General features: G+C 66.7%; 18 protein-coding genes. 8 read left to right on the forward strand and 10 right to left on the reverse strand.

Annotated elements, in window-relative coordinates:
* Positions 1 to 31 precede the first annotated feature (31 nt).
* The 3 genes from IEY31_RS13380 to IEY31_RS13390 form a co-directional block, all read right to left on the reverse strand.
* On the reverse strand, positions 32 to 889 hold the full coding sequence (locus IEY31_RS13380) for a carbohydrate ABC transporter permease (protein WP_188972823.1): 858 nt from the start codon (positions 887 to 889) through the stop codon (positions 32 to 34).
* Position 890: 1 nt separating this feature from the next.
* Positions 891 to 1,820, reverse strand: coding sequence for a carbohydrate ABC transporter permease (locus IEY31_RS13385; RefSeq protein ID WP_188972824.1), 930 nt, complete (start codon positions 1,818 to 1,820; stop codon positions 891 to 893).
* A gap of 159 nt (positions 1,821 to 1,979) precedes the next feature.
* Positions 1,980 to 3,311 carry an ABC transporter substrate-binding protein gene (locus IEY31_RS13390; RefSeq protein WP_188972826.1) on the reverse strand — a complete coding sequence of 444 codons (1,332 nt, stop codon included), beginning with the start codon at positions 3,309 to 3,311 and terminating at the stop codon, positions 1,980 to 1,982.
* Positions 3,312 to 3,590: 279 nt separating this feature from the next.
* Here IEY31_RS13390 and IEY31_RS13395 point away from each other — a divergent pair, with 279 nt between their 5' ends.
* The 6 genes from IEY31_RS13395 to IEY31_RS13420 all read left to right on the forward strand — a co-directional run bounded on the left by IEY31_RS13395 (position 3,591) and on the right by IEY31_RS13420 (position 10,586).
* On the forward strand, positions 3,591 to 4,640 hold the full coding sequence (locus tag IEY31_RS13395; protein WP_188972828.1) for a LacI family DNA-binding transcriptional regulator: 1,050 nt from the start codon (positions 3,591 to 3,593) through the stop codon (positions 4,638 to 4,640).
* Between the two features lie 75 nt (positions 4,641 to 4,715).
* Positions 4,716 to 5,468, forward strand: coding sequence for a MerR family transcriptional regulator (locus IEY31_RS13400; RefSeq protein WP_188972830.1), 753 nt, complete (start codon positions 4,716 to 4,718; stop codon positions 5,466 to 5,468).
* 236 nt (positions 5,469 to 5,704) lie between these two features.
* The gene (locus IEY31_RS13405) at positions 5,705 to 6,952 is read left to right on the forward strand and encodes a vWA domain-containing protein (RefSeq protein ID WP_188972832.1); all 1,248 of its coding nucleotides are present in this window, start codon (positions 5,705 to 5,707) and stop codon (positions 6,950 to 6,952) included.
* A 109-nt stretch (positions 6,953 to 7,061) separates the two neighbouring features.
* The gene (locus IEY31_RS13410) at positions 7,062 to 8,807 is read left to right on the forward strand and encodes a glycoside hydrolase family 15 protein (protein ID WP_188972834.1); all 1,746 of its coding nucleotides are present in this window, start codon (positions 7,062 to 7,064) and stop codon (positions 8,805 to 8,807) included.
* Between the two features lie 54 nt (positions 8,808 to 8,861).
* A complete protein-coding gene (locus IEY31_RS13415) occupies positions 8,862 to 10,037 on the forward strand; it encodes an ABC transporter permease (protein WP_188972836.1) in 1,176 nt (391 codons plus the stop codon).
* A 3-nt stretch (positions 10,038 to 10,040) separates the two neighbouring features.
* Positions 10,041 to 10,586 (forward strand): glycosyl-4,4'-diaponeurosporenoate acyltransferase CrtO family protein, encoded by a 546-nt coding sequence (locus IEY31_RS13420; RefSeq protein ID WP_188972838.1) that lies wholly within the window; start codon positions 10,041 to 10,043, stop codon positions 10,584 to 10,586.
* Here IEY31_RS13420 and IEY31_RS13425 read toward each other — a convergent pair.
* The 4 genes from IEY31_RS13425 to IEY31_RS13440 form a co-directional block, all read right to left on the reverse strand.
* A complete protein-coding gene (locus tag IEY31_RS13425) occupies positions 10,576 to 11,859 on the reverse strand; it encodes a glycosyltransferase (protein WP_229723604.1) in 1,284 nt (427 codons plus the stop codon). The two genes, IEY31_RS13420 and IEY31_RS13425, sit on opposite strands and share 11 nt — an antisense overlap.
* A gap of 63 nt (positions 11,860 to 11,922) precedes the next feature.
* Positions 11,923 to 13,071: an FAD-dependent oxidoreductase gene (locus IEY31_RS13430; RefSeq protein WP_188972840.1), complete on the reverse strand. Its 1,149-nt coding sequence runs from the start codon at positions 13,069 to 13,071 to the stop codon at positions 11,923 to 11,925.
* Positions 13,064 to 13,780, reverse strand: coding sequence for a class I SAM-dependent methyltransferase (locus IEY31_RS13435; protein ID WP_188972842.1), 717 nt, complete (start codon positions 13,778 to 13,780; stop codon positions 13,064 to 13,066). The genes IEY31_RS13430 and IEY31_RS13435 overlap by 8 nt, the downstream gene beginning before the upstream one ends.
* On the reverse strand, positions 13,777 to 14,949 hold the full coding sequence (locus tag IEY31_RS13440) for a type III polyketide synthase (protein WP_188972844.1): 1,173 nt from the start codon (positions 14,947 to 14,949) through the stop codon (positions 13,777 to 13,779). The genes IEY31_RS13435 and IEY31_RS13440 overlap by 4 nt, the downstream gene beginning before the upstream one ends.
* A gap of 258 nt (positions 14,950 to 15,207) precedes the next feature.
* On the opposite strand from IEY31_RS13440, the gene IEY31_RS19070 reads away from it, so the two are divergent.
* Together IEY31_RS19070 and IEY31_RS13445 are read left to right on the forward strand one after the other, a co-directional pair.
* Complete coding sequence (locus IEY31_RS19070) at positions 15,208 to 15,561, forward strand: ChbG/HpnK family deacetylase (RefSeq protein WP_373289167.1); 354 nt, start codon at positions 15,208 to 15,210, stop codon at positions 15,559 to 15,561.
* A gap of 107 nt (positions 15,562 to 15,668) precedes the next feature.
* A complete protein-coding gene (locus IEY31_RS13445) occupies positions 15,669 to 16,931 on the forward strand; it encodes an MFS transporter (protein ID WP_188972846.1) in 1,263 nt (420 codons plus the stop codon).
* A gap of 6 nt (positions 16,932 to 16,937) precedes the next feature.
* Here IEY31_RS13445 and IEY31_RS13450 read toward each other — a convergent pair whose 3' ends face one another.
* From IEY31_RS13450 to IEY31_RS13460, 3 genes are read right to left on the reverse strand one after another with little or no spacing between them, the layout of a single operon-like run.
* The gene (locus IEY31_RS13450) at positions 16,938 to 17,669 is read right to left on the reverse strand and encodes an ABC transporter ATP-binding protein (protein ID WP_188972847.1); all 732 of its coding nucleotides are present in this window, start codon (positions 17,667 to 17,669) and stop codon (positions 16,938 to 16,940) included.
* Positions 17,666 to 19,471, reverse strand: a complete 1,806-nt coding sequence (locus IEY31_RS13455; protein ID WP_188972849.1) for a branched-chain amino acid ABC transporter ATP-binding protein/permease — start codon at positions 19,469 to 19,471, stop codon at positions 17,666 to 17,668. The genes IEY31_RS13450 and IEY31_RS13455 overlap by 4 nt, the downstream gene beginning before the upstream one ends.
* Positions 19,468 to 20,517, reverse strand: coding sequence for a branched-chain amino acid ABC transporter permease (locus IEY31_RS13460; RefSeq protein WP_188972852.1), 1,050 nt, complete (start codon positions 20,515 to 20,517; stop codon positions 19,468 to 19,470). The genes IEY31_RS13455 and IEY31_RS13460 overlap by 4 nt, the downstream gene beginning before the upstream one ends.
* Between the last annotated feature and the right edge of the window lie 797 nt (positions 20,518 to 21,314).

Genomic DNA, 21,314 nt, shown 5'->3' on the forward strand with positions numbered 1-21,314 from the left:
TACGGGCGTGCAGCAGACGCATTTGCCTGCTTTATTTGACTGCCCCGAAACTCAGGCCGCGCACCAGCTGGCGCTGGGCCACCCAGCCGAAGATCAGCACCGGCAGCACAGTCAGGACGGCGGCGGCGCTCATTTGTGCCCAGAACAGGCCCATGCTGGTCTTGAATGAGCTGATGAACACGCTCAGCGGCGCGGCGTCCGAACTGGTGAGGTTCACCGCAAAGAAGACCTCATTCCACGCGAAGATCACTGCCAGCAGCGCGGTGGCCGCCATACCCGGCGCGGACAGCGGCAGCGCGATCCTAAAGAATTCCTGCGCCACCGACGCGCCGTCCACCTTGGCGGCCTCGTAGATGGCAAAGGGGATCTCGGTCATGTAACTGTGCATCATCCAGACCACCAGCGGCAGGTTCATGGTGGTGTACATCAGGATCAGTCCCGGCAGGGTGTCGAGCAGGCTCAGGTTACGGAACAGTAAGAACAGCGGCACGATCACGCCCACGGCCGGCATCATCTTGGTGGACAGCATCCAAGTCAGCGTGTTCTGCGCGCGGGTGGTGGGGTAGACGGCCAGCGCAAACGCGGCGGGCAGCCCCAGCACGAACGCCAGCACGGTGCTGCCGACGGCGGCGATCACGCTATTTTTCAACGCCGGAAAGTAACTGGGCAGCGCGTTCTTGAAGTTCTCCAGGATCGGCGTGAAGGCAAAGACGGGTGGGCTGGCAAAGGCCTCGGCCTCGGTCTTGAAGGCGGCCAGAAACATCCACACCAGCGGGAACAGGAAGGCGAGAGCCACGGCGTAGGTGATCACGGTCAGCACGGTGTTGCGCACCTTGATGCGGCTCTTGTCCCGTCTGACCGGCGCTGAAGTGCTGGGTACGGTGGTCATGTCAGCCCCCCTTATTGGTCCGGTTGTTGCGGTTGATCATCCGCAGCAGGTAGACCGCCAGGATGTTGGTCAGGATCACGGTGATCACGCCCGCCGCGCTGGCCAGACCGATGTTGTACTCGGCGAATGCCTTCTGGTAGATAAAATACGGCAGGTTGGTGGTGGCCAGTCCCGGCCCCCCGGAAGTCGAGCCGTAGATCTCGCCGTAGACCTGAAGCAGGGCAATGGTCTCCATCAGCACCACCACCTGAATGGCCTGAGTCCAGTGCGGCATCACGATGTGCTGGAACTCCTGTAAGGGGCTGGCTCCGTCCAGGCGGGCGGCTTCCAGTTGATCGTCGGGGAGGCTCTGCAGTCCCGTCAGCAGGATCAGCATGGCGAACGGCGTCCACTCCCAGGTGATCATGGCGATCACGCTGGCCATCGGGTACTGCGCCAGCCAATCCACCGGCTGCCCGCCCAGCGAGGCCACCACCCACGAGAAGAAGCCGAACACTGGGTTCAGGAGCATGTTCTTCCAGACCACCGCCGTGACGATAGGCATCACCAGAAACGAGCTGATCATCAGGGTGCGCAGCAGTCCCCGCCCCGGAAAATTGCGGTTGAGCAGCATCGCCATCGCGCCGCCGATCAGCAGGGTCAGGATCAAGGTGCCGCCCGCCAGCACAACGGTGTTCCACACGACTTGCAGGTTCTGAGGGTTGGTCAGCAGCGTGGCGTAATTGCCGAAGCCGATGAATGGGCGGTTGTCGGGAATAACCAGGTTGTAATTGAAGAACGAGTAGTAGATGGTCATGAAGAACGGCACCTGCGTGGTCAAGATCAGGTAGAGCATGGCCGGCCAGATCAGCGCGGCGGGCGTCAGCTTGAGGCCGCGCTTGGGGGCGGGTGGACTGGCCGTGGTGGTGGTTGGACGGACGGCGGTGGTCATGGGGTCCCCTTGTGACCGCACACAGAAGGTGGCAGTGGTCAGAACGTGACAGCAGCTGGGCAGACAGAACGCGTGGGAAAGGCCGATTCCGCAAAAAATGAGGAGGAGACAGGCAATGTGCCTCAGCCTCCTCCTACACCTAACTGGAAGCGCCGGGATTTACTTCTGGTAACCGCCTTCCTTGGCAGCCTTCTGGGCGGCGTCCTGCGCCTGCTTCAGCGCCTGGTCCACGGTGGTCTGACCGCTGATGGCCCCGGCCAGGAACTGACCGACCTGCGTGCCCAGCGCCTGAAACTGCGGGATGGCGACGTACTGGATGCCCGTGTAAGGAACGGGTTCCTTGGTGGCATTGGTCACGTCGGCGCTGTTGATGGCGCCCAGAACCAGACCGCTGAACGCGCCGGCGGCCTTCTTGTAGTTGGGGTTGTTGTAGGTGCTGGTGCGGGTGCCGGGAGGCACCGACGCCCAGCTGCCCTTTTCCTTGGCGACCAGCGCGATGTACTCCTGACTGGTGGCCCAGGTGATGAACTTGAAGGCCGCGTCCTCCTTCTTGGTGCTCTTGGGAATCGCCAGGTTCCAGCTCCAGTACCAGTGGTTGCCCTTGGGCGTCCCGGGGCCGACCGGCGCGTTGGCAAAGCCTACCGACTTGGTGATCTTGGAGCTGCTGGGATCGCTCAGGAACCCGGCGGCCACGGTGGCGTCCACCCACATGCCGCACTTGCCCTGGCTCATCAGGGTCAGGTTCTCGGTAAAGCCGTTGCCGGTGGCGCCGGGAGGACCGTACTTCTTGATGGTGTCCACGTAGAAGGTCATGGCGTTCTTCCAAGCCGCGGAGTCGAGCTGCGCATTCCAGTCCTTGTCGTACCAGCGCCCGCCGAAGGTGTTCATCACGGTGCTGAACACCGCCATGTTCTCGCCCCAGCCGGGCAGGCCGCGCAAACAGATGCCGTATACACCCTTGCTGGGGTTATGGATCTTGGCGGCGAAGCCCTGGATCTGGCTCCAGGTGGGGCTTTGCGGCATGGAGATGCCTGCGGCCTTGAACAGATCCTTGTTGTGGTACGTCATGCTGCTCTCGGCATAGAACGGCACGGCGTACAGGTTGCTGTTCACCGTCAGTGCCTTGCGGACCCCGGGAATGATGTCGTCGAGGTTGTAACTCTTGGCAATCTCGGGGTTCTTGGCAAACATCGGCGTCAGCGGATCGAGCCAGCCGTTCTTGGCCCAGATTGGCACCTCGTAGGCCCCCACCGTGGCGACGTCGAAGCCGCCCGCGTTGCTCGCGACGTCCAGCGTGACCTTCTGGCGCAGTTCGTTCTCGGGCAACACCACCCATTTCACATTGATGTCCGGGGACTTCTTGGTGAACTCCGGCGTCAGCTTCTGCATCGTGACCATGTCCGGGTTGTTCACGGTGGCGATGGTAATGGTGGTGGCAGCCTGGGCGGCAGTGAAGGTCAGGGCGAGGCTGAGCGTGATCAGTCGTTTCATGGGTATACCTCTGGCAACGCCGCGCACTCCAGAGCGGCGAGGGCATGGAGCGGCAAACCTGACATACGGGCCTGACGCGCTCGGTTCGACCAGGGCGATCCCCGGCCAGGTGATGAATGGTCTCGTGGCCATGATTGAATCATAGTTTTTTTCATTCGTCAAATCTTATTTCTTGAACTCGGAACAGAGTTTGTATCCAATGGCCACGGGGCCATGGCGATCCATGTCGCCAGCGTAAACACTGTCTGCTGGACACCCTGCCGGGGCGCACCCATTACAATGGCCCGCGTGTCAACGATTCAGGATGTCGCGCGGCTGGCCGGAGTCTCGGCCACCACGGCCAAACGGGCCCTGCGTGATCCGGACAAACTCACGCCCGAAACGCTGATGCGGGTGCAGGAGGCCATCGCGCAGCTGCACTACGAACCCGATGTGCGGGCCGGAAGCCTGCGCGGCGGCCAGAGCCGCACGGTGGGCCTGGTGGTGGCCAGCATTGTCGAGCCGTTCTTCGCGCAGTTCGCCCGCGCCGCCGCGCGGCAGCTCAAGGCCGCCGACTACACCCTGATCATCAGCGAGAACGAGTACAGCGCCCGGCTGGAGCTGCCTGAATTGCGCCGCCTGTACGGCCAGCGCGTGGCGGCGATCATGTTGCGGCCCGGCTACGGCCCGGACAGCCGGGAGTACCTGGAACGCCTGCGCGGGCGCGGCCTGTTTATTCTGGAGTACGACTACGTGCCGGACGATTCGGCGTTTCCCAGCGTGATGCTCGACAACGCCCAGGCGATGCGTGAAGCCGTAGCGTACCTGCACGGGCTGGGGCACACCCGGATCGCCGCGCTGGGCACCTACGATCCGGTGGTGCACCCGGAGGGCCGCTCACGGACGTTTCCGCAGGCCATGCGTGAGCGCGGCCTGGACGTGCCGCCTGAGTACCAGCGCGTGACGCTGCTCACCGAGGAGAGCGCTTACGCCCTGACGCACGAGTTGCTGGCCCTGCCCGCACCTCCCAGCGCCCTGATCGCCCTAACCGGCACCCAGGCCATCGGCGCGTTCCGGGCCGTACATGAGCGAGGGCTGGACCTGCCCGGCGACCTGTCGCTGCTGACCTTTGACAATTACCCCTGGACCGCGCTTGTCAATCCGCCCATCACAGTCATTGAGCAGCCGGTGGAACAGATGGCTTGGATGGCGGCCGGTGCGGTGTTGCAGGCGCTGGACGGCGACCTCCCCCCGGGGGAAGTGGAGCGGCACGTGGTCCTGCCGGGGCGCCTGATCGTACGCGGCAGCTGCGCCCCGCCCCGCCATCCGCAGCTTGTCTCCAGCCTTTAGGGAGGCCAGGCACCAGAACCACAACGCTGTCAACGTCTGCTGTCAACAATCTGGCTGCCCTGCTACTCTGCGCCCATGCTGGACATCCCGCCCGACTGGACAGGGGGCATCGACGACTTCGTGGAGACCGCCAACACCTGGCTGGCCCGCCTGCTGCCCCTGGACCGCGCCGCCCGCCCCAAAGATGAGGTCAACGCCCGGCTGGTGCGCCACTACACTACGGTTGGCCTCCTCTCGCTGCCCACCCGCGAGGGGCGCGAGGCCCGCTATGAGCGCCGGCACCTGCTGCAACTGCTGGCGCTGCGCCGCGTGATGGCCGATGGCCTGAGCGGCAAGGCCCTGTACAGCGTGCTGTCGGGGCAGGATGAGGACGGTCTGGCGCGGCTGGCCGGAGAAGGGGTGACGCTGGAGCTGGAAGCGGTGGCCGCCAGCCCTGCGCCCAGCGACGCGCTGTCGTACCTTCAAGACCTTAAGGCCAGACCACGTCCCCGCCCCAGGACCAAGGAACGAGGAGAACTGGCGAATGGGACGGCTGTATCTGGGATCTCCAAAATGGTTGCAGGGCTCTCTACCTCCCTCGCGATTCAGCCTCTTGCATTTGCACGCACGGCATTTTTGGATAGAGAACTGCAGAGCCTTAATGCTGTGGCTGCGGAACCTGAACCGGTCCCACCCCCGCCTACAGCAGTTTCACTGTGGCGCGTCACACCCCGTCCCGGCCTGGAACTAACGCTGGACGCGGCGTTCAAGACGCCGCAATCCGAAGCCGAATGGGAACAGCTGCTGACCGATCTGCGCGTGGCATTGGCGACGGTTGACCGGCTATGAAGCCCATGATGGGCGCCTGAATCAGAGGCTCAGACGCCAGCGGACACAGCACGGAAATCGGATGTAGAACGAGAACATATTGTCTTGTTGACATATCAGGTTGTTGATGTAGACTTCACCCAGCTCCACCACAGATTGTCATTGTCCGCCCCCGCTCAGCCGCGTGATCTGGATGCCCAGATCAGGCCGGCTGCCCTCGCCCACGCCGCAAAGGCGTGCGTTTCTAGGAGCCCGCCATGCCGCACGACCACGCCCCCCGCATCGAACTGCTGCCCCTCAAAGCCGGCCTTCCCGCCGGCCAGGACAGTGAAATTACTGTTCTGGCCCGGATCTCTGCGGCCAGCGCCCCACCCCCCGGGAGCCAGCGGGCGCCCCTGAATCTTTCCCTGGTTATTGACCGCAGCGGCTCGATGCAGGGGCAGCCCATCGAGATGGCCCGCCGCGCCGTACAGCTGGCCCTGCGGATGATGCAGCCCCAGGATCGCGTGAGCGTCGTCTCGTTTGACGGACACGTGGAGACGGTGGCGGCCCCGCAACTTGTGGAAGACCCACAGGCGCTGTGCCGACTGGTGGAAGGCGTGACCAGCCGGGGCAACACAGCCCTGCACGCCGGCTGGCTGGAAGGCGCGATGCTCACGGCACAATTTCATGATCCGGGCGCGTTGAACCGGGTGCTGCTGCTCAGCGACGGTCAGGCCAACAATGGTGAGACGCGGACCAACGTGATTGCCCAGCATGTACGCGGCCTGACCTCGCGCGGCGTGGGCACCAGCACGGTGGGCCTGGGCCGCAGCTACGACGAGACGCTGCTTCAGGCGATGGCCGATGCGGGCGACGGCAACTACGAACACATTGAGGACGCCTCTGCACTGCCCGCCTTCTTCAGCGCTGAGATGCAGGGCCTGACCCGCACCACCGGCCAGACGGTCAGCTTGGGCGTCGAGGCCAATCCGGCCCTGGGCAGCCTGCGCCAGGAGATGCTCAATGACCTGCCACAAAATCCCCAGGGCCGCTGGATGTTGCCCAATCTGGTGGACGGCCGTCCGCTGGAGGTGGTGTTCACGGTGCAGGTGCCCGCGCAGGCGGCGGGCTCCTCGCTGGGCGTGACGCGGGTGCGCCTGGCCTGGACGGACCGTAGCGGCGCCAGGCATCGTCTGCGCACCCAGCTGAATCTGCCTGTCCTGGACGCACCTGCATACCAGGGGCTGGGCGAGGATGAGCGGGTGCGCGTGGCGGCCGAGCGCCTGCGGGCCGCACGGGTGCGCGAGGAAGCGGCGGCGTACGCGGAGGCCGGACAGGTTCACCTGTCGCGCGAGGCGCTGATCCGCGAACGCGGGCGCCTGATGGCCCTGAACGCTCCAGGGCTGGCCTGCGAGGCCGAAGCGCTTGGGCAGCTGGACGCCGACTTTGGCCTGGACGAGCAACTGGCCCGCAAACGGGCGGTCAGCCAGAGCTACAACACCCGGCGCAGCAAGCCCCAGTAAGACAGGGCGGCCGTGGGCGCAAGAACACGCTGGCGCGAACACAATGGCCTGCTTCAGACGGTTGCCGCGTCCGTTCAGGGCTAGAGTGACGCGTGCCGCAGAGGAACAGATGACCGCCCCCACTTCCCCCTCTCCCCAGATCCGCGACCTGGGCCTGCTGAGCAACCGCCGCAGCGCCGCACTGGTCACGTCCCTGGGCGAGGTGGTGTGGTACTGCCCGGGACGTTTCGACGCGCCCTCGCTGCTGGCCCGGCTGCTGGACGACGAACGCGGCGGCTCGTGGGCCGTCGATCTGCCGGGCGCAGTCGGGGGGGGGCGCCGCTATCTGGGCGACGGGGGCCATCTGGAATCGGTGTTGCGTACCGGGACACGGCACGCAGAGCTGACCATCACCGATTTCATGCCTTATGGAGACGGCCTGCCGTGTGGCGTGTGCCGCGTCCTCTCGCAGGCACCCCAGCCTTACCGGTTGGTCCTGAACGCCGCGCCCGATTACGCCCGCCGCGCCGTCACCTTGAGTCAGGACGGCGCGGCGGTGCAGATAGACGGTCGGCACTGGCTGTACGCGTCGCACCCAGCCCAGATTCAGGGCGAGTCGGTGGTGGTGGAGGTGCCCGCAGGCGAGGCCGCCTGGGCCTTTCTGAGCGACGAACGCCTGGAAGCCGTGCCCGACTGGGAAACCGTGACGCGCTGGCGCGAGGCGTCGCTGCTGAACTGGCAGAACCTGACCACCCACGCCACCTACCAAGGGCCGTATCAGGACGCCGTGCGCGCCTCACTGCGGGCGCTGCGGCTGCTGACGGACCACACCGGCAACGCAACCATCGCGGCCCCCACCACCAGCCTGCCCGAGGTCCTGGGCGGCGAGAAGAACTGGGACTACCGCTACGTCTGGCTGCGCGACGCGGGCATGGTGGTCAGCGCCCTGACCCGCGCCGGGGGCGACGGCAGCGAGGGCCGGGCCTTCCTGTCCTTTATCTGCGCCCAGGCCACACCGCAACACGGTCTGCCGGCATCCCCCTTTCTTACCGTGGACGGCGGTGAGCCGCCCGAGGAAACCGAACTCGACCTTGCGGGGTACGGGGACAGCCGCCCGGTCCAGATCGGTAACGGGGCGCGCGGACAGCTGCAGCTCGACGCCTACGGCAACGTGTTGCTGGCCGCCAAACTGATCTACGAGCGCTTCGGCACCCGCGAACACTGGGGGGTGATCGAGCGGTTGGCCGAGTTCCTGTGCGGGCACTGGCAGGACGACGATTACGGCATCTGGGAGGAGCGCCGGAAGCGTCCCTACGTGGCCGGTAAGGTGCTGGCCGCCGTTGCGCTGGAATACATCGCCGGGCACAGCCGGGACCCGGCGCAGGCCGCACGCTGGATGGCGGCGGCAGAGGCAGCCCGCGTCTGGGTGGCAGGCAACGCACTCACTGCCGCGGGCGCCTACGCCTACGTGGCCGGTGAGGAAGGGGTGGACGTGACAGCGGTCCTGTACCCGGTGTGGGGCTTCTGCGCTCCCGATTCGCCTGAGATGCTGGCCACGCTGGCGGCGCTGGAGGGTGAGTACTGTCAGGACCACCTGTACTGGCGACACCTGGCCGACGATGACCGCCGCGAAGGCGCGTTTCTGGCCGGAACATTGTGGGTGGCCCAGTACTGGGTGATGCGCGACCCGCCGCGGGCGCGCGTGATTCTGGACGCGGTGTTGGCCTACGCCAACGACCTGGGCCTGCTGCCCGAGATGGCCGATCCCCGCACCCGGGAGCCGCTGGGCAACGGACCACAGACCTTCGTTCACGCCGCCCTGATCGGCCTGGTGGTGGACCTGGCCGCGGCCGAGCGGGCGCAGGAGACACCGTGATCGCCGGGACTCGCGGGACCGGAAGGCCGCCGGGAACGCGCTACCCTTGAGCCTGTGCGACTTCCCGATCTTCTGCGGCTCTCGGCCCTGGGGCTGCGGCGCCGTCCGGTGCGGACCGCGCTGACCGCGCTGGGACTGGCGGTGGCGCTGGGCAGTATGCTGCTCTTTCTGTCGCTGGGCGAGGGTCTGCGCGGGGTGTTCGCCGCCGAGCTGGGCACGGTGGGCCCGGACCTTCAGGTGGCCAGCACGCGGGCAGGGGAGACCCTCCTGCCGAACATGGACATGAATCCGGCCGTGGTGGAAGAACTTCAGCGGCTGTCGGCCCCCCTGGGCATCGAGGCCGTCACCCCGGTGGCGGCCACCATCCGGCAGTCGCTGGACCCTTCACAGAGCGCGGTGTTCTACGGCCTGCCCGCCGCAAGCGGCATCGGCGCGATGTTCACGGGGCTGGTGGTGGCCCAGGGCCGCCTGCTGGAGCCGGGTGACGCCGGGAAGGACGTGGTGGTGCTGGGCGCCAGGGCCGCACAGAACCTGGGGCTGGGACTGGGTGACACGCTGGAACTGACCCGCCGGGGCCGCGCGCGTGTTGTCGGCATTCTCGAGCCCGGCAGTGCACTCAACGACACCTTCAGCTACCTGCCCATCGGGGCCGTGCAGCGGGCGTTTGGAGTGGGGGACCGTCTCTCGCTGGTGGCGCTGCAGCTCAAGAACCCCGCTGACGCCGCCCGGGTGGCCACCGCGCTGGCCGGGGAGGCGCAGATCGGCGGGCTGGGGCTGAAAATCAGCACCCGCGCCGATGTGGCGAGCAACGTCGGAAAACTGCTGAACAGCGCGGACCTGCTGAGCGTATGCCTGTCTGTGATCGCGCTGATCGTGGGCGGGCTGGCGGTGGTCAACACGGTGATGATGGGTGTCTACGAGCGCACCCGCGAGTTCGGCACGCTGCGGGCCATCGGCGCGCGTCCAGCCTTCGTGCGGCAGCTGGTCCTGAGCGAGACCCTGCTGCTGTCCGGGCTGGGCGGCGTGGTGGGCCTGGGGCTGGCGGGTGTAGGCGTGAGCGGCGTCAACGTCTACACCCAGCAACTGGCTGGTTTCGACGGTGCGGCCCTGACCCCCCGGCTGATCATGGTGGGCCTGGGGGTGGCGCTGGGACTGGGGCTGCTGGCCGGACTGTGGCCGGCCCGCAGCGCCGGGCGCACCGCAGTGGTAGACGCGCTGGGACGGCTCTAGGGCGTGCCCTCCGTCGGCTCTGCGCCGCGGCACGTCTGGGGAAAACTCGGCCTTGCAGCGCTGCTGGTGGCGCTGGCCGCCGGGGGGCTGGGGCGCGCCGCCGGATTCCACGGCCTGCTGTTTGCGCTGGGGATGCAGGTGCTGCTGATGTGGTGGGCGCTGTACCTGCTGGCCGTGACCAGCCCGGCGCTGCGCGGCCCACGGTTTACGGTGCAGGCCTGGGAAGCCCCCCTGTACCGGCGGCTGGGCGCGCTGGCGTTCGGAAGCGTGCTGCGCGTGGTCGGCTGGGAACGCCTGCGCCGGGATTCACGCGGCTTCAGCGGCACGCGCACCTCCCTGACACGGCTGGACCGGGCCACGCGCGAGGCGGAATACAGCCACCTGCTGCTGGCGCTGATCTGTCTCGGTATCGCGGCGGGCGCGCTGCTGGTGCACGCTCCCGACACTGCAGGCTGGGTTCTCCTGACCGCCATCCCCGCCCACCTCTACCCGGTGATGCTGCAGCGCACCCTGCGCTGGCGCCTGCAGAAGCTGGGGCTCAGGAACTGACGGTCCGCGTCACGGCCCGTCCCGAGCGTGCCAGTTGCTCCAGCAGCGTCGCAGCCTCGCTGGGCGCGTCGTGCTGCTGCATCTCGGCCGCCAGCGCCTGCGCCCGCCGCCGCTGCACGCTGTCACCCAGGAGTTCCAGCACCGAGCGGCGCAGACGCTCCCCTGTCGGACGGGCCGTTCGCAGATTCAGACCCACCCCCGCGTGGGCCACGCGTCCGGCCACCTCCGTCTTGTCCTCGCTGCCGCCGGCCACCACGACCGGGACGCCGTGCGCCAGCGCCGCCTGCACCCCGCCGTACCCACCATTCGTCACGTAGACCGAAACGTGCGGCAGCAGCGCCGCGAAGGGCACAAAAGCCGCTGCACGGGCGTTGGCAGGCAGGTCAGACAGCCCGTTCACACCCGCCGCCACCACCAGCACATTCTCGTTTTTGAGCGCCTGGACCGTGGGCAGGATCAGCTGATGTGGTTGGGTGGCGAGGGTCCCCTGCGTGACCAGCACCACCGGACGCGGTGAATTCAGCATCTCCGGCCACCACCGGGGGAGACCGCCCCCTGCGGGAAGCGGAGGCGTGATCGGCCCGATGAAATGCAGCGTGCTGGGCAGGTCGCTCTGGGGGTACTCGAACGCGGGGACGGTCGGCTGAAGCATCAGATGCGGCGAGGGCGGCAGGGCAAAAGGTCGGGGCCGCACGCCCATGCGCCCACAGGCCGCCGCCAGATCTCGTGACGCCGCCCCAAACACCACCTGCTGCGTCAGCCAATGCAGCGCGCGGTTTCTGGCCCGTCCTGCGGCGGTGGCGGACGGTGGCAGGCCCAGACCGAACGGCGCGGTGTCCCGGCTCTGAATGCCCAGGGGCAGCACGCCCAGCAGCGCGCACGGCGGCCCGCCCGCTTCCGCGTGCAGCAGGGCGGCCACCAGCGTCTGATCGGCCAGCACGGCGTCGGCCAGCCACTCCCGCCCGATCTCCTGCAGGTCGTGCATGTTGCCCTCGATGCCGCCCACAAAAATCTGCTGCACGTCGTACTGCAATTGCCGCAGGCCGCGCCGCCGGGCCCGCCCCGGGAAGGTCGCCCCAAAATCAGCGTCGTCGAAATCGCGGGCGTGCACGAACGGCAGAAATTCGGCTCCCGCCGCCTGCACCCGCGCCGCATACTTGCGCCCGGTGTACCATCGCACGCTGTGGCCGCGCCGCACCAGTTCCCGCACGATGGGCAGCAGCGGCAGAACATGCCCGGCGATGGGCTGCGAGGCGATCAGGAGGCGGAACAAACCAGGCCCCACTGCACGTGCGGGAATCCTGACTCTGTACGGCATCGAAACATTTTCGACAGCTTACAGCCAGCGCATCGTAAACGCTCTGGCCAGCAGAGGCTCGGCCCTGGGGGAGCGCAGGAGACGTTCGATCAGACGTTCACGCGCTTTCTGCGCCCGTGGGCCTGCCGGGCGGCCCGCCGCCATATTCAGTTCGGCCTGACGGCCAGCCACGCGGGCCGAGCGAAGACGGGTTCGTTCAAAATGCAGCCAGTCCACGCGGCGGCCGGCAAGCGACGCCTCCAGCAGGGGCGCCAGCGCGGCAGCGTCCAGCCACCCCAGGTTCATCCCCTGCCCACCGATGGGGCTGACCACGTGCGCCGCGTCGCCGATCAGCACGGCCCGCCCAGCCACCATCCGCGGCGCACAGTGGCGGCGGACCTCGAAGGCGCTGAGCATCCGGCATTCGGCAGCCGGAACATGCAGACCCGTGCGCTGCCGGATCATGGCGGTCAATCTGTGGGCAGCGGCGTCCTCCAGCAACTGCCCTCCGGTGTGCACCACCCAGCGCCGGCCCTGCCCTGGCAGCGGGAACGATTCCACCACGCCCCCCTCGGTCAGCGACACCAGCGCCGTCTGCCCCAGCGGCGTGGTATCGGGAAAGTCGCCCATCAGGTACCTGTCAGGGTACCGCCGGCCGGGAAAGGGCAACCCCAGGGCTTCCCGCACGCCGCTGCGCCAGCCGTCGGCGCCGATCACATGACGGCCACGCAGCGCCAGCGGCCTGCCGTTCACGCGGGCGGTGACGTGCAGACCCTCCGGGTCCTCCCGGAGCCCCAGGACCTCGACCCCGGAACACAGAGCTCCGGGGGTGAGTTCGGCCAGACGGCGGCGCAGCACTGCTTCTGTGTCACGCTGCGGCAGCGAAAGGATGAAGGGAAAGTCCGCCGAGGCCGCCCCAAAGCCCAGTTCACCCAGCGGCCCGGCGTCGCCCATGACCAGACCGCGGGTGATGGGCAGGCCTGCTGCCAGCATCGGTCCGGTCAACCCGACTTCATTGAACGCCTCCAGCGCCGGCGGGTGAATGCCGATGGCACGTGAATGCTGTCCCGGACAGCTTCGCCGTTCCAGCACGCGGAAGCTCAGGCCGCGCCGCGCCAGCAGACACCCCAGAAACAGCCCCACCGGGCCGCCCCCGACGATCAGCACATCCCAGACCCGCTCAGCCACGCGCCGTGGCCCCGTACACCAGCAGATTTCGGAAGGGATGCAGGGTCCGGACCTGCCAGCCTGGCGGGGCCAGTTCACGCAATTCGGCGGCGGTGAAACTGCGGCGAATCGAGAGCAGTCCATCCTCGCCGATAAAAGAACCCCTGAACAGCGGCGCCACCCCGGCCCGGAAGCCCAGGTACGCCAGCGGGCTGCGCCTGATGTCGCTGTGGACAACCAGGCCCGCGTCCGCACACAGCCCCTCGCAGTCCCGCAGGAGCGCGCCCAGTTCCGGGGCCGTCAGGTGATGCAGCAGGTGATTGGAAGTCACCAGGTCAAACCGCCGCCCCTCCCGCACCAGATCCCCACTCATGGCCTGACGAAACTCCAGTCCTGAAACCGCCGACTGCGTCCCGGCAAAGGCAATTGCACGCGCGTCGGCATCGATGGCCGTGATGCGCAGCGTGAAGCCGTCGCGCGCCGCCCAGCGGGCCAGGGCGCGCGGTACGTCGCCGCCCCCGCAGCCGATGTCCAGCAGCGTGTTCGGGCGCGAGCGCGAGAGGCGGGGCAGCAGAACGCGCCTGTAGACCCGTCCCCACCCCGCCACCAGGCCGTTCACCGCACCGAACTGGGCGTAGGTACGGTTGAGTTCGCTCAGGTCACACAGGGGATCGTCCATCCGCTCGGCCAGGTGAAGCTCACGCGCAGAGAAGGGGGCTGGAAGAATCACCGCACCCCGGCCAGTTCACTCTGCCGCTCAGCCTCCTGCGTGGCCGCCGCGCCTACCGCGCCGCTCAACAGCCCCATCTCCACCGTCAGCCCCGGCCCGAAGGCCATCGCACACACCCGCTCCCCTTCCGGCGTCCCGAGCAGGTCCCGCAGGATAAACAGGATCGTGGCGCTGCTCATGTTGCCGTACTGGCGCAGCACCTCACGCGACGGCGCCATCTGCGCGTCACTGAGCTTCAGGCTACCCTGCACCTTGTCCAGAATGCTGCGCCCACCGGGATGGATGGCCCAGTGCTCGACTCCGGCGTGGCGGGCGTCGGCCAGCGCGGGTTCGTGGTCCAGCAGCGGCGACAGCGCGCCCTCGATGTGCGACTCGATGATGGACGGCACGTAACTGCTCAGAACCATCTCGTAGCCCTGATCGCCAATGGTCCACGCCATTTCCGCCTCACCCACGCCGGGAGGGGTCAGGGTGGTCTCGAAGTGGTCCATCCTTAAGGCGTGCCGGCCCTGTGCTGGTGGCCGGGCGCTGACCAGCGCGGCGGCGCATCCGTCGGCGAACACCGAGGCGGCGATGATGGTGTCCGGGTCCGGCGCAGCTCGCATATGCAGGGTGCACAGCTCGGCACTCACCACCAGCACGGCGGCCTCGGGATCGGCCTGACAGAACGCCTTGGCCATCTTCAGCGCGGGAAAGGCTGCGTAGCAGCCCATGAAGCCCACGTGGTAACGGCCAACGTCACCGCCCAGTCCCAGCGCCCGCACGATGGCATAATCTGGCCCCGGCGCGAAGAAACCCGTGCAGGACACCGTGATGACATGGGTGATATCGGCGGCCTCGAAGGGGCCGTCCTCCAGCGCCTTGCGGGCGGCCTCCACGTACAGTCTGGTGGCCTCCTCGGCATAGACGATGTTGCGCTGCCCCGTGCTGGGCGTCAACATCCGTTCGTTGGCTGGATCGTAAAATAGCCCCGCCTCACCATCCTTGTCCGCAAATTCCCTGACCACGCTGTAGCGCTGATCGATTCCAGAGCCATTGAAGGCGGCGCCAGCCAGCCGTTTGGCCAAGCGGTCCAGCTCAGGCTGCGCCTTGATCACTTCCCGGATCACCGACTGCGGATAGGCGGTCTCAGGCAGCGCCAGAGCAATGTCGTGAATGTAGACGGGCATGGTTCAATCTAGGCTGTCAAGCTGACCCAGAGTGCGTGAATTGCACAAGGATTGAGCAATGGTGAGGGCGAATTCGGGACATCCCTCCCTCCTTGACTCCGGGGTTGCAGTGGCGGCTTTGCGTGTGTCCGCAATGGTGGCCAAGCCCGCTGCGCAGGCGTGGAATACTGGAGGCGACCACACCAATCCGAGCCTGAAGGCCCACAGCTACGACCGGCAGGAGCGCGTGGCGATCTTTCATGCCGACGGCCCGGGCTTGTGCAGGCCACCGTCGGCGCTACTGGTGCCGGTCTGCTGTCCTTCGCCGCCGTGATGAGGCCGTGTGGCTGGGCACCAGCAGCGGCGCAACTGATGGTCAGTCTGCCCACGGCGGACGTGGGCGTGCACTGGACGCTGACCAGCCGGTGGGCAGCCTGCGTCTGGGGTCCGCCGCTGTGCTCCCACACTGACCGACGCGCCGGGCCCCTTCCACGCGGCGGTGGACGAGGCCCGGCGGGCACTGGCGGCCCGGCACCAGGACTGAACCTTCGGGGTTCAAGGGGAAGTCCTCCCGGCCGGTTCCGCGCAGGGAGAGGAAGGCTGAGGTCGCCCCGTCTCCAGACGCGGGGGTGACCCAGCCCCTGCACGCCCGAGCGAGACACGCCTCCCGGAAGCAGCGGCCCCGGCCAGCGCTACAGTTGGCCTCATGATGTTCTCCAGCCTGCCCCCGCTGTGTCCGGGTGCCCCCCGCCTTGGCTAGAGGCTTGCAGTTCCGGGCGCTGGCCGGGCTGCCGCGCAATGCCCGCAACGCCATCCTGATGGAGCCGCTGTGGGGCGTGTTCGGCGTGGTGGTGCTGTATTACGCGCCGCTGTACATGAGCAGCGTGGGCCTGTCCAACACGCAGATTGGGCTGCTCGGTTCCATGTCGCTGGCCCTGTCCTTTCTCTTTCAGGCAATGGCGGCCCCCATCACCAACCGGGTAGGACGCAAACGCACCACCCTGATCGGCGACCTCGTGTCGTGGACCTTGCCGATGTTCGTGTGGGCCTTCGCGCATTCCTTTACCGCCTTTGCGCTGGCGGCTGTTCTGGCCGCGAGTGGACGGATCGTGTCGGTGTCCTGGAGTCTGCTGCTGATCGAGGACGTCGAGGAATGGCAACGCGCGCGGGTGTTTGGCATCATCAACCTGATCGTGACGGTGTGCGGCCTGCTGACGCCGCTGGTGGGGCTGGTGATCGCGCAGCACGGCATCACCGCCACCATGCGGGGCTTTTACCTGCTGGGCGGCGTGGGCATGACTGTCATGTTCCTGTGGCGGAACGCAATCACCGAGGAAACCCGCAGCGGCGTGGCCGCCATGGCCCAGCACCGTGAGCTGGGCCTGGGCCAGAGCGTCCGCCACGCGCTGGGCATGGTGGCAGGCATGCGCGGCCACCCGGGTCTGATGGGCGTCACCGCCTTCTATCTGCTGACGGTCTTTCTCGAGCAACTCAGCCTGTTTCAGATCCTGTTTCTTGGGCAGACGCTGGGGTTCAGCGCCCAGACACTTTCATTTGTGCCGTTCGTGGCCGCCTCCGTGACCCTGCTGCTGTACGGGGTGGCCCTGCCCCGGCTGTCACGGCTGCCGCTGGGCCGCACGCTGGTGGTGGTCCGTGCGCTGGGACTGATCGGCGCTGTGGCGCTGCTGCTGGTCCCGGCAGGACACACGGCGGCCATGCTGGCGGTGGTGGGCCTGCTGGGTGGCGTCACCTTCTTGACCCTGACCTACCGCGACGCCGCCCTGTTCGCCCGCCTGCCGCAGGACGGGACCGCCGATCTGTACTCGGCGGTCCAGACCCTGACCCTGCTGTGTGCGATTCCAGCTGCGGGACTCGCCGGGGCGATCTTCACCGCCTCCCCGCGCGGCCTGTTCATGCTGATCGCTGCGCTGTGTGCCGCACTTTTCCTGCTGGCCGTGTGGCTGGCCGAGCGGGAGCGGCGCACGCAGGCGCAGGCTGGCTGAGCGCTGCTAGCCGCCCAGGTAACTGGCCGTCAGTTCTGGGTTCTGTGCCAGCTCACGCGCCGGGCCGCTCAGCTTGACCTCGCCCGTTTCCAACACGTAGCCGCTATCGCTGATCGCCAGGCTGGCCCGCGCGTTCTGCTCCACGAGCAGCACGGTCACGCCCTCAGCCTGAAGCTGCTTGACGATCCGCAGAATGTCGCGCACGATCAACGGCGCGAGCCCCAGCGAGGGTTCGTCCAGCAGCAGCAGTCGGGGCTTGCCCATCAACGCGCGGCCAATCGCCAGCATCTGCTGCTCACCGCCGGACAACGTGCCGGCCAGTTGCCTGCGGCGCTCCAGCAGACGCGGAAAGCGCTCGTAGACATGGTCGAGATCGCCGCGCCACTTCTGCTGACGTCGGCTGTACGCGCCCAGCGTCAGGTTGTCGGCCACCGACATGGAGGCGAACAGGTCCCGCCGCTCCGGCACCAGGCTGATGCCGCGGGCCACACGGGTTTCCAGCGGCACGCCGCGCAGCGACTGTCCCTCGTAGAGCAGCTCGCCGGTGCTGGGCAGGATGCCCATCACCGAATTCATCAGCGTGGTCTTGCCCGCTCCGTTGGCCCCGATCACGCTCACAATCTGTCCGGCCGGCACGTCCAGCGATACGCCGCTTAGCGCCTCCACCCGGCCGTAGCGGGTGTGCAGGTCACGCACTTCGAGCAGCAGGGGAGAGGAGGGGCTGGTTGCCTGCGTCACGCCGCGCCCTCCTCTTCCATGTCCACGCCCAGATACGCCTCACGCACGTCGGCATTGTCGCGCACCTGCTGTGGTGAGCCCTCGGCCAGTTTCTCGCCGTAGTTCATGACCACCAGCCGGTCCACCAGGCCCATCACCAGGTCCATGTCGTGTTCGACGATCAGAATCGTGACCCCCTCGTCGCGCAGGCGGCGCAGCAGCGCCACCAGTTCGGTCTTCTCGCCGAACCGCAGCCCGGCGGCGGGTTCATCCAGCAGCAGCAGCGTGGGATCGGCCACCAGCGCGCGGGCGATTTCCAGCACCCGCTGCTGTCCCAGCGCCAGGTTGCCCGCCAGCGTGAACGCCTGCGCGCCCAGCCCGACGCGCTCAAGTTGCCGCAGGGCCTCGTGCTGCAACGCCGCCTCCTCGCCGCGTTCCAGGTGCAGCAGGCTGCGGACCATGCCTGCACGGGCGCGCGCGTAGCCGCCCATCATGGTGTTTTCCAGCAGAGTCAGCTCGGGCAGCAGGTGCACGTGCTGGAAGGTGCGGCTCAGGCCCAGACGGTGAATCTGGCCAGCGCTGCGGCGGCTGATGTCCTGTCCCATGAAGCTGATCTGCCCCGAGGTGGCCGGGTTGACCCCTGTGATCAGGTTGAACATGGTGCTCTTGCCCGCGCCGTTGGGGCCGATCAGTCCCAGGATTTCTCCGGCGTTCAGGTCAAAGGACACCTCATTCACGGCCCGCAATCCGCCGAACTGTTTGACCGCGTGCTGAACGCTCAGCAGCGGCGTGCCGGGCGCGGGTTTGGGGCGTGAGACAAGTTTTCCGCGTTCCGGCAGGATGCGGATGCCCTCCTGCGGCAGGGCCAGCTCGATCAGCGGCCACAGTCCACGGCGCGCGAACTGCAGCACCAGAATGACCAGCGCCCCGAACACGATGACCTCGAAATTGCCCTGCTGGCCCAGCAGGCCAGGCAACACGTCGCGCAGAATCTCGCGGATCTGGGTGATCAGGCCTGCGCCCAGCACGCCGCCCCAGATGTGCTGTGAGCCGCCCACCACCGCCATAAACAGATACTCGATTCCCGCCTGCAGGCCAAACGGCGTGGGATTCACGAAGCGCTGGCTGTGGGCGTAAAGCCACCCCGCCAGCGCCGCCATCAGCGCCGAGAGGACAAAGACCTGCACGCGCAGCCCGAAGGCCGACACGCCAAAGGCCTCGGCCACCAGCGACCCGCCGCGTAGCGCCCGCATGGCCCGGCCGGTGCGGCTGGACAGCAGAAACTGCGCGCCCAGCGCCACCAGCCCCACACAGATCAACGCAAGGTACGCGAAGGAACGCGGCGAGGTCAGCGGCAGTCCGAACACGGAAATGGGTGGAATGTCAGTCAGGCCGGTGAACCCGCCCAGCGCCGGGGTGTTGCCGAACACGTAAAACAGGCTGATGCCCCAGGCAATCGTGGCCAGCGGCAGATAATGGCCCTGCATGCGCAGCGTCATCAGCCCGAGAAGCCACGCAATCACGCCGGTGACCAGCAGCGACACCGGCAACGACAGCCACGGGTTCCAGCCCATCTGCGCGGTAAGGATGGCGGTGGTGTACGCCCCCACCCCCATGAAGGCCGCCTGTCCGAAACTGGTCAGGCCCAGGATGCCGGTCAGCAGCACCAGTCCAGTCACGACGATGGAAAAAATCAGGATGTTGGTCAGCAGCGTGACCTGAAACAGCGGCAGCAGCAGCGGCAGCGACAGCGCGATCAGGGCGGCGGTGACACTCAGCCCCAGACGGGCGGAGAACTTCGGGGCAGGTCTGGCCGTGGTCATTCCTCGTCCTCCGGGATGTGACGGGTGGTCATGGAGCGCCACAGCAGCACCGGCAGGATCAGCGTGAACACAATCACTTCTTTCCAGGCCGACAGGCTGAAGCTGGCGAAACTCTCGATCAGGCCCACCAGAATCGCGCCTGCCGCCGCCAGCGGATAGCTGACCAGTCCGCCGATGATGGCGCCGACAAACCCCTTGAGGCCGATCAGAAAGCCGCTGTCGTAGGTCACGGCCACGCTGGGGCCAATCAGAACTCCACCCAGCGCGCCAATCAGGGCCGCCAGCGTAAAGGTCAGCGTCCCCGCCGACGACGGACTGATGCCCACCAGCCGCGCGCCCAGCCGGTTGACGGCAGTGGCCCTGAGCGCCTTGCCCGGCATGGTGCGCTCGAAAAAGAGATACAGCCCGAACATCAGTAGGGCCGAGACCGCGATGACCAGCAGGCTCTGCCAGCTGAGCGTGATCTGGCCCAGCGAGAGGTTACCCTCAAAGAAGGGGGGGGTCCGTGAGCCTTCAGGCCCGAAAAACACCAGCGCCAGCCCGGTCAGCAGCAGGTGCAGCGCCACCGAGGCGATCAGCAGTACCAGTACCGTGGCGTTTTGCAGCGGCTGGTAGACCACCCGGTACAGCAGCGGGCCCAGCGGCGCCACCAGTCCGAGGGTCAGCACCACTTGCACCCACAGCGGGGCCTGTAGGGGCGCCAGCCAGCCCGTGATGGCCCAGAGGCCTGTGCCCAGCAGAGCTGCGGCGCCCAGCGTGACCAGTCCGCGCCGCAGTTGTCCAGCGCGCGCCAGCGAAAAGGCCTCCATGGCCGCGGCGATGACCAGCAGAACCAGGACCAGCCACAGTGTTCCCGGCGTGCGGCCCAGTTGCAGCGAGGCCAGCGTCAATGTACCGAACACCACGAACTCACCCTGGGGGATGAAGATTACGCGTGTGACGGCAAAGACCAGCACGAGGGCCAACGCCAGCAGCGCATACACCGCTCCGTTGGTCAGCCCATCCGCCGCCAGAATTGGGAAAATGGTCGGGTCAAAAATCTGCACATGCCTCCAGATCAGCCTGCGCCAGCCTGTCAAATACTCGTCTGGTTGTCATTGTCTGCCACCATAACGGAGTTTCCGGCGCCTGAACAAGACATGGGGAGAAACAGGAATGGGGGAAAGGTCCCTTCAGGGACTGGGGGCGGGTCAACCGTCGAACTGTAGTGCAGACATCACGGGTCGGCCAAGGGGAACAACACGCTCAAAACAAGGAAGAAAGCTGTCTGGAACGATGTGAAGCAATTATGCAGTGCACTGCATAATTTTTGACTGATCAGGTCGGCGCCAGGAACGCTCTGAAGGTGCCAGCGGATGGCTGTCGGGACAGGGAGTCGGGGCGCTGCTGAGAAGCGGCTTCACGGCCTTCTGGTGAGCATGGAGAGGGGTCTACGGTTCAGACTGGAGCCGTATGGTCTATGAATTCTAATCTTTTCAAGGTTTTGACCGTTGCTGGCGTTCAGATATTTCAGGCGCGATGGGTGGCCGCTGATGATGTTTTTTTTGATCTTTAAAAGATCTTTTAAAAGATATGATGATCATCATCAGGGGCGGCGGGCGGATGCCCTGAAACACGACGTTTTTCTGGATTATCGCCTGAGTAGTCCGGTACTTGTAAGACGCAATCGCCTGAGTAGTCCGGTACTTTTGGTCCCAATCGCCTGAGTAGTCCGGTACTTGTAAGACGCAATCGCCTGAGTAGTTCGGTAGTTCACATCGCCAATCGCCTGAGTAGTCCGGTATCTGTCAGGGCCAATCGCCCGAGTAGTCCGGTACCTTTCAGAGTCCAACCGCCTGAGTAG

Origin of the sequence: Deinococcus aerolatus, assembly GCF_014647055.1 — a bacterium.
GTDB lineage: Bacteria > Deinococcota > Deinococci > Deinococcales > Deinococcaceae > Deinococcus > Deinococcus aerolatus.

What these genes read in the sequence shown, in the direction of transcription:
- IEY31_RS13380 (WP_188972823.1), bottom strand. Translation starts at nt 889, where the DNA reads ATGACCACCGTACCCAGCACTTCAGCGCCGGTCAGACGGGACAAGAGC.
- IEY31_RS13385 (WP_188972824.1), bottom strand. Translation starts at nt 1,820, where the DNA reads ATGACCACCGCCGTCCGTCCAACCACCACCACGGCCAGTCCACCCGCC.
- IEY31_RS13390 (WP_188972826.1), bottom strand. Translation starts at nt 3,311, where the DNA reads ATGAAACGACTGATCACGCTCAGCCTCGCCCTGACCTTCACTGCCGCC.
- IEY31_RS13395 (WP_188972828.1), top strand. Translation starts at nt 3,591, where the DNA reads ATGGCCCGCGTGTCAACGATTCAGGATGTCGCGCGGCTGGCCGGAGTC.
- IEY31_RS13400 (WP_188972830.1), top strand. Translation starts at nt 4,716, where the DNA reads ATGCTGGACATCCCGCCCGACTGGACAGGGGGCATCGACGACTTCGTG.
- IEY31_RS13405 (WP_188972832.1), top strand. Translation starts at nt 5,705, where the DNA reads ATGCCGCACGACCACGCCCCCCGCATCGAACTGCTGCCCCTCAAAGCC.
- IEY31_RS13410 (WP_188972834.1), top strand. Translation starts at nt 7,062, where the DNA reads ATGACCGCCCCCACTTCCCCCTCTCCCCAGATCCGCGACCTGGGCCTG.
- IEY31_RS13440 (WP_188972844.1), bottom strand. Translation starts at nt 14,949, where the DNA reads ATGCCCGTCTACATTCACGACATTGCTCTGGCGCTGCCTGAGACCGCC.
- IEY31_RS13455 (WP_188972849.1), bottom strand. Translation starts at nt 19,471, where the DNA reads ATGACCACGGCCAGACCTGCCCCGAAGTTCTCCGCCCGTCTGGGGCTG.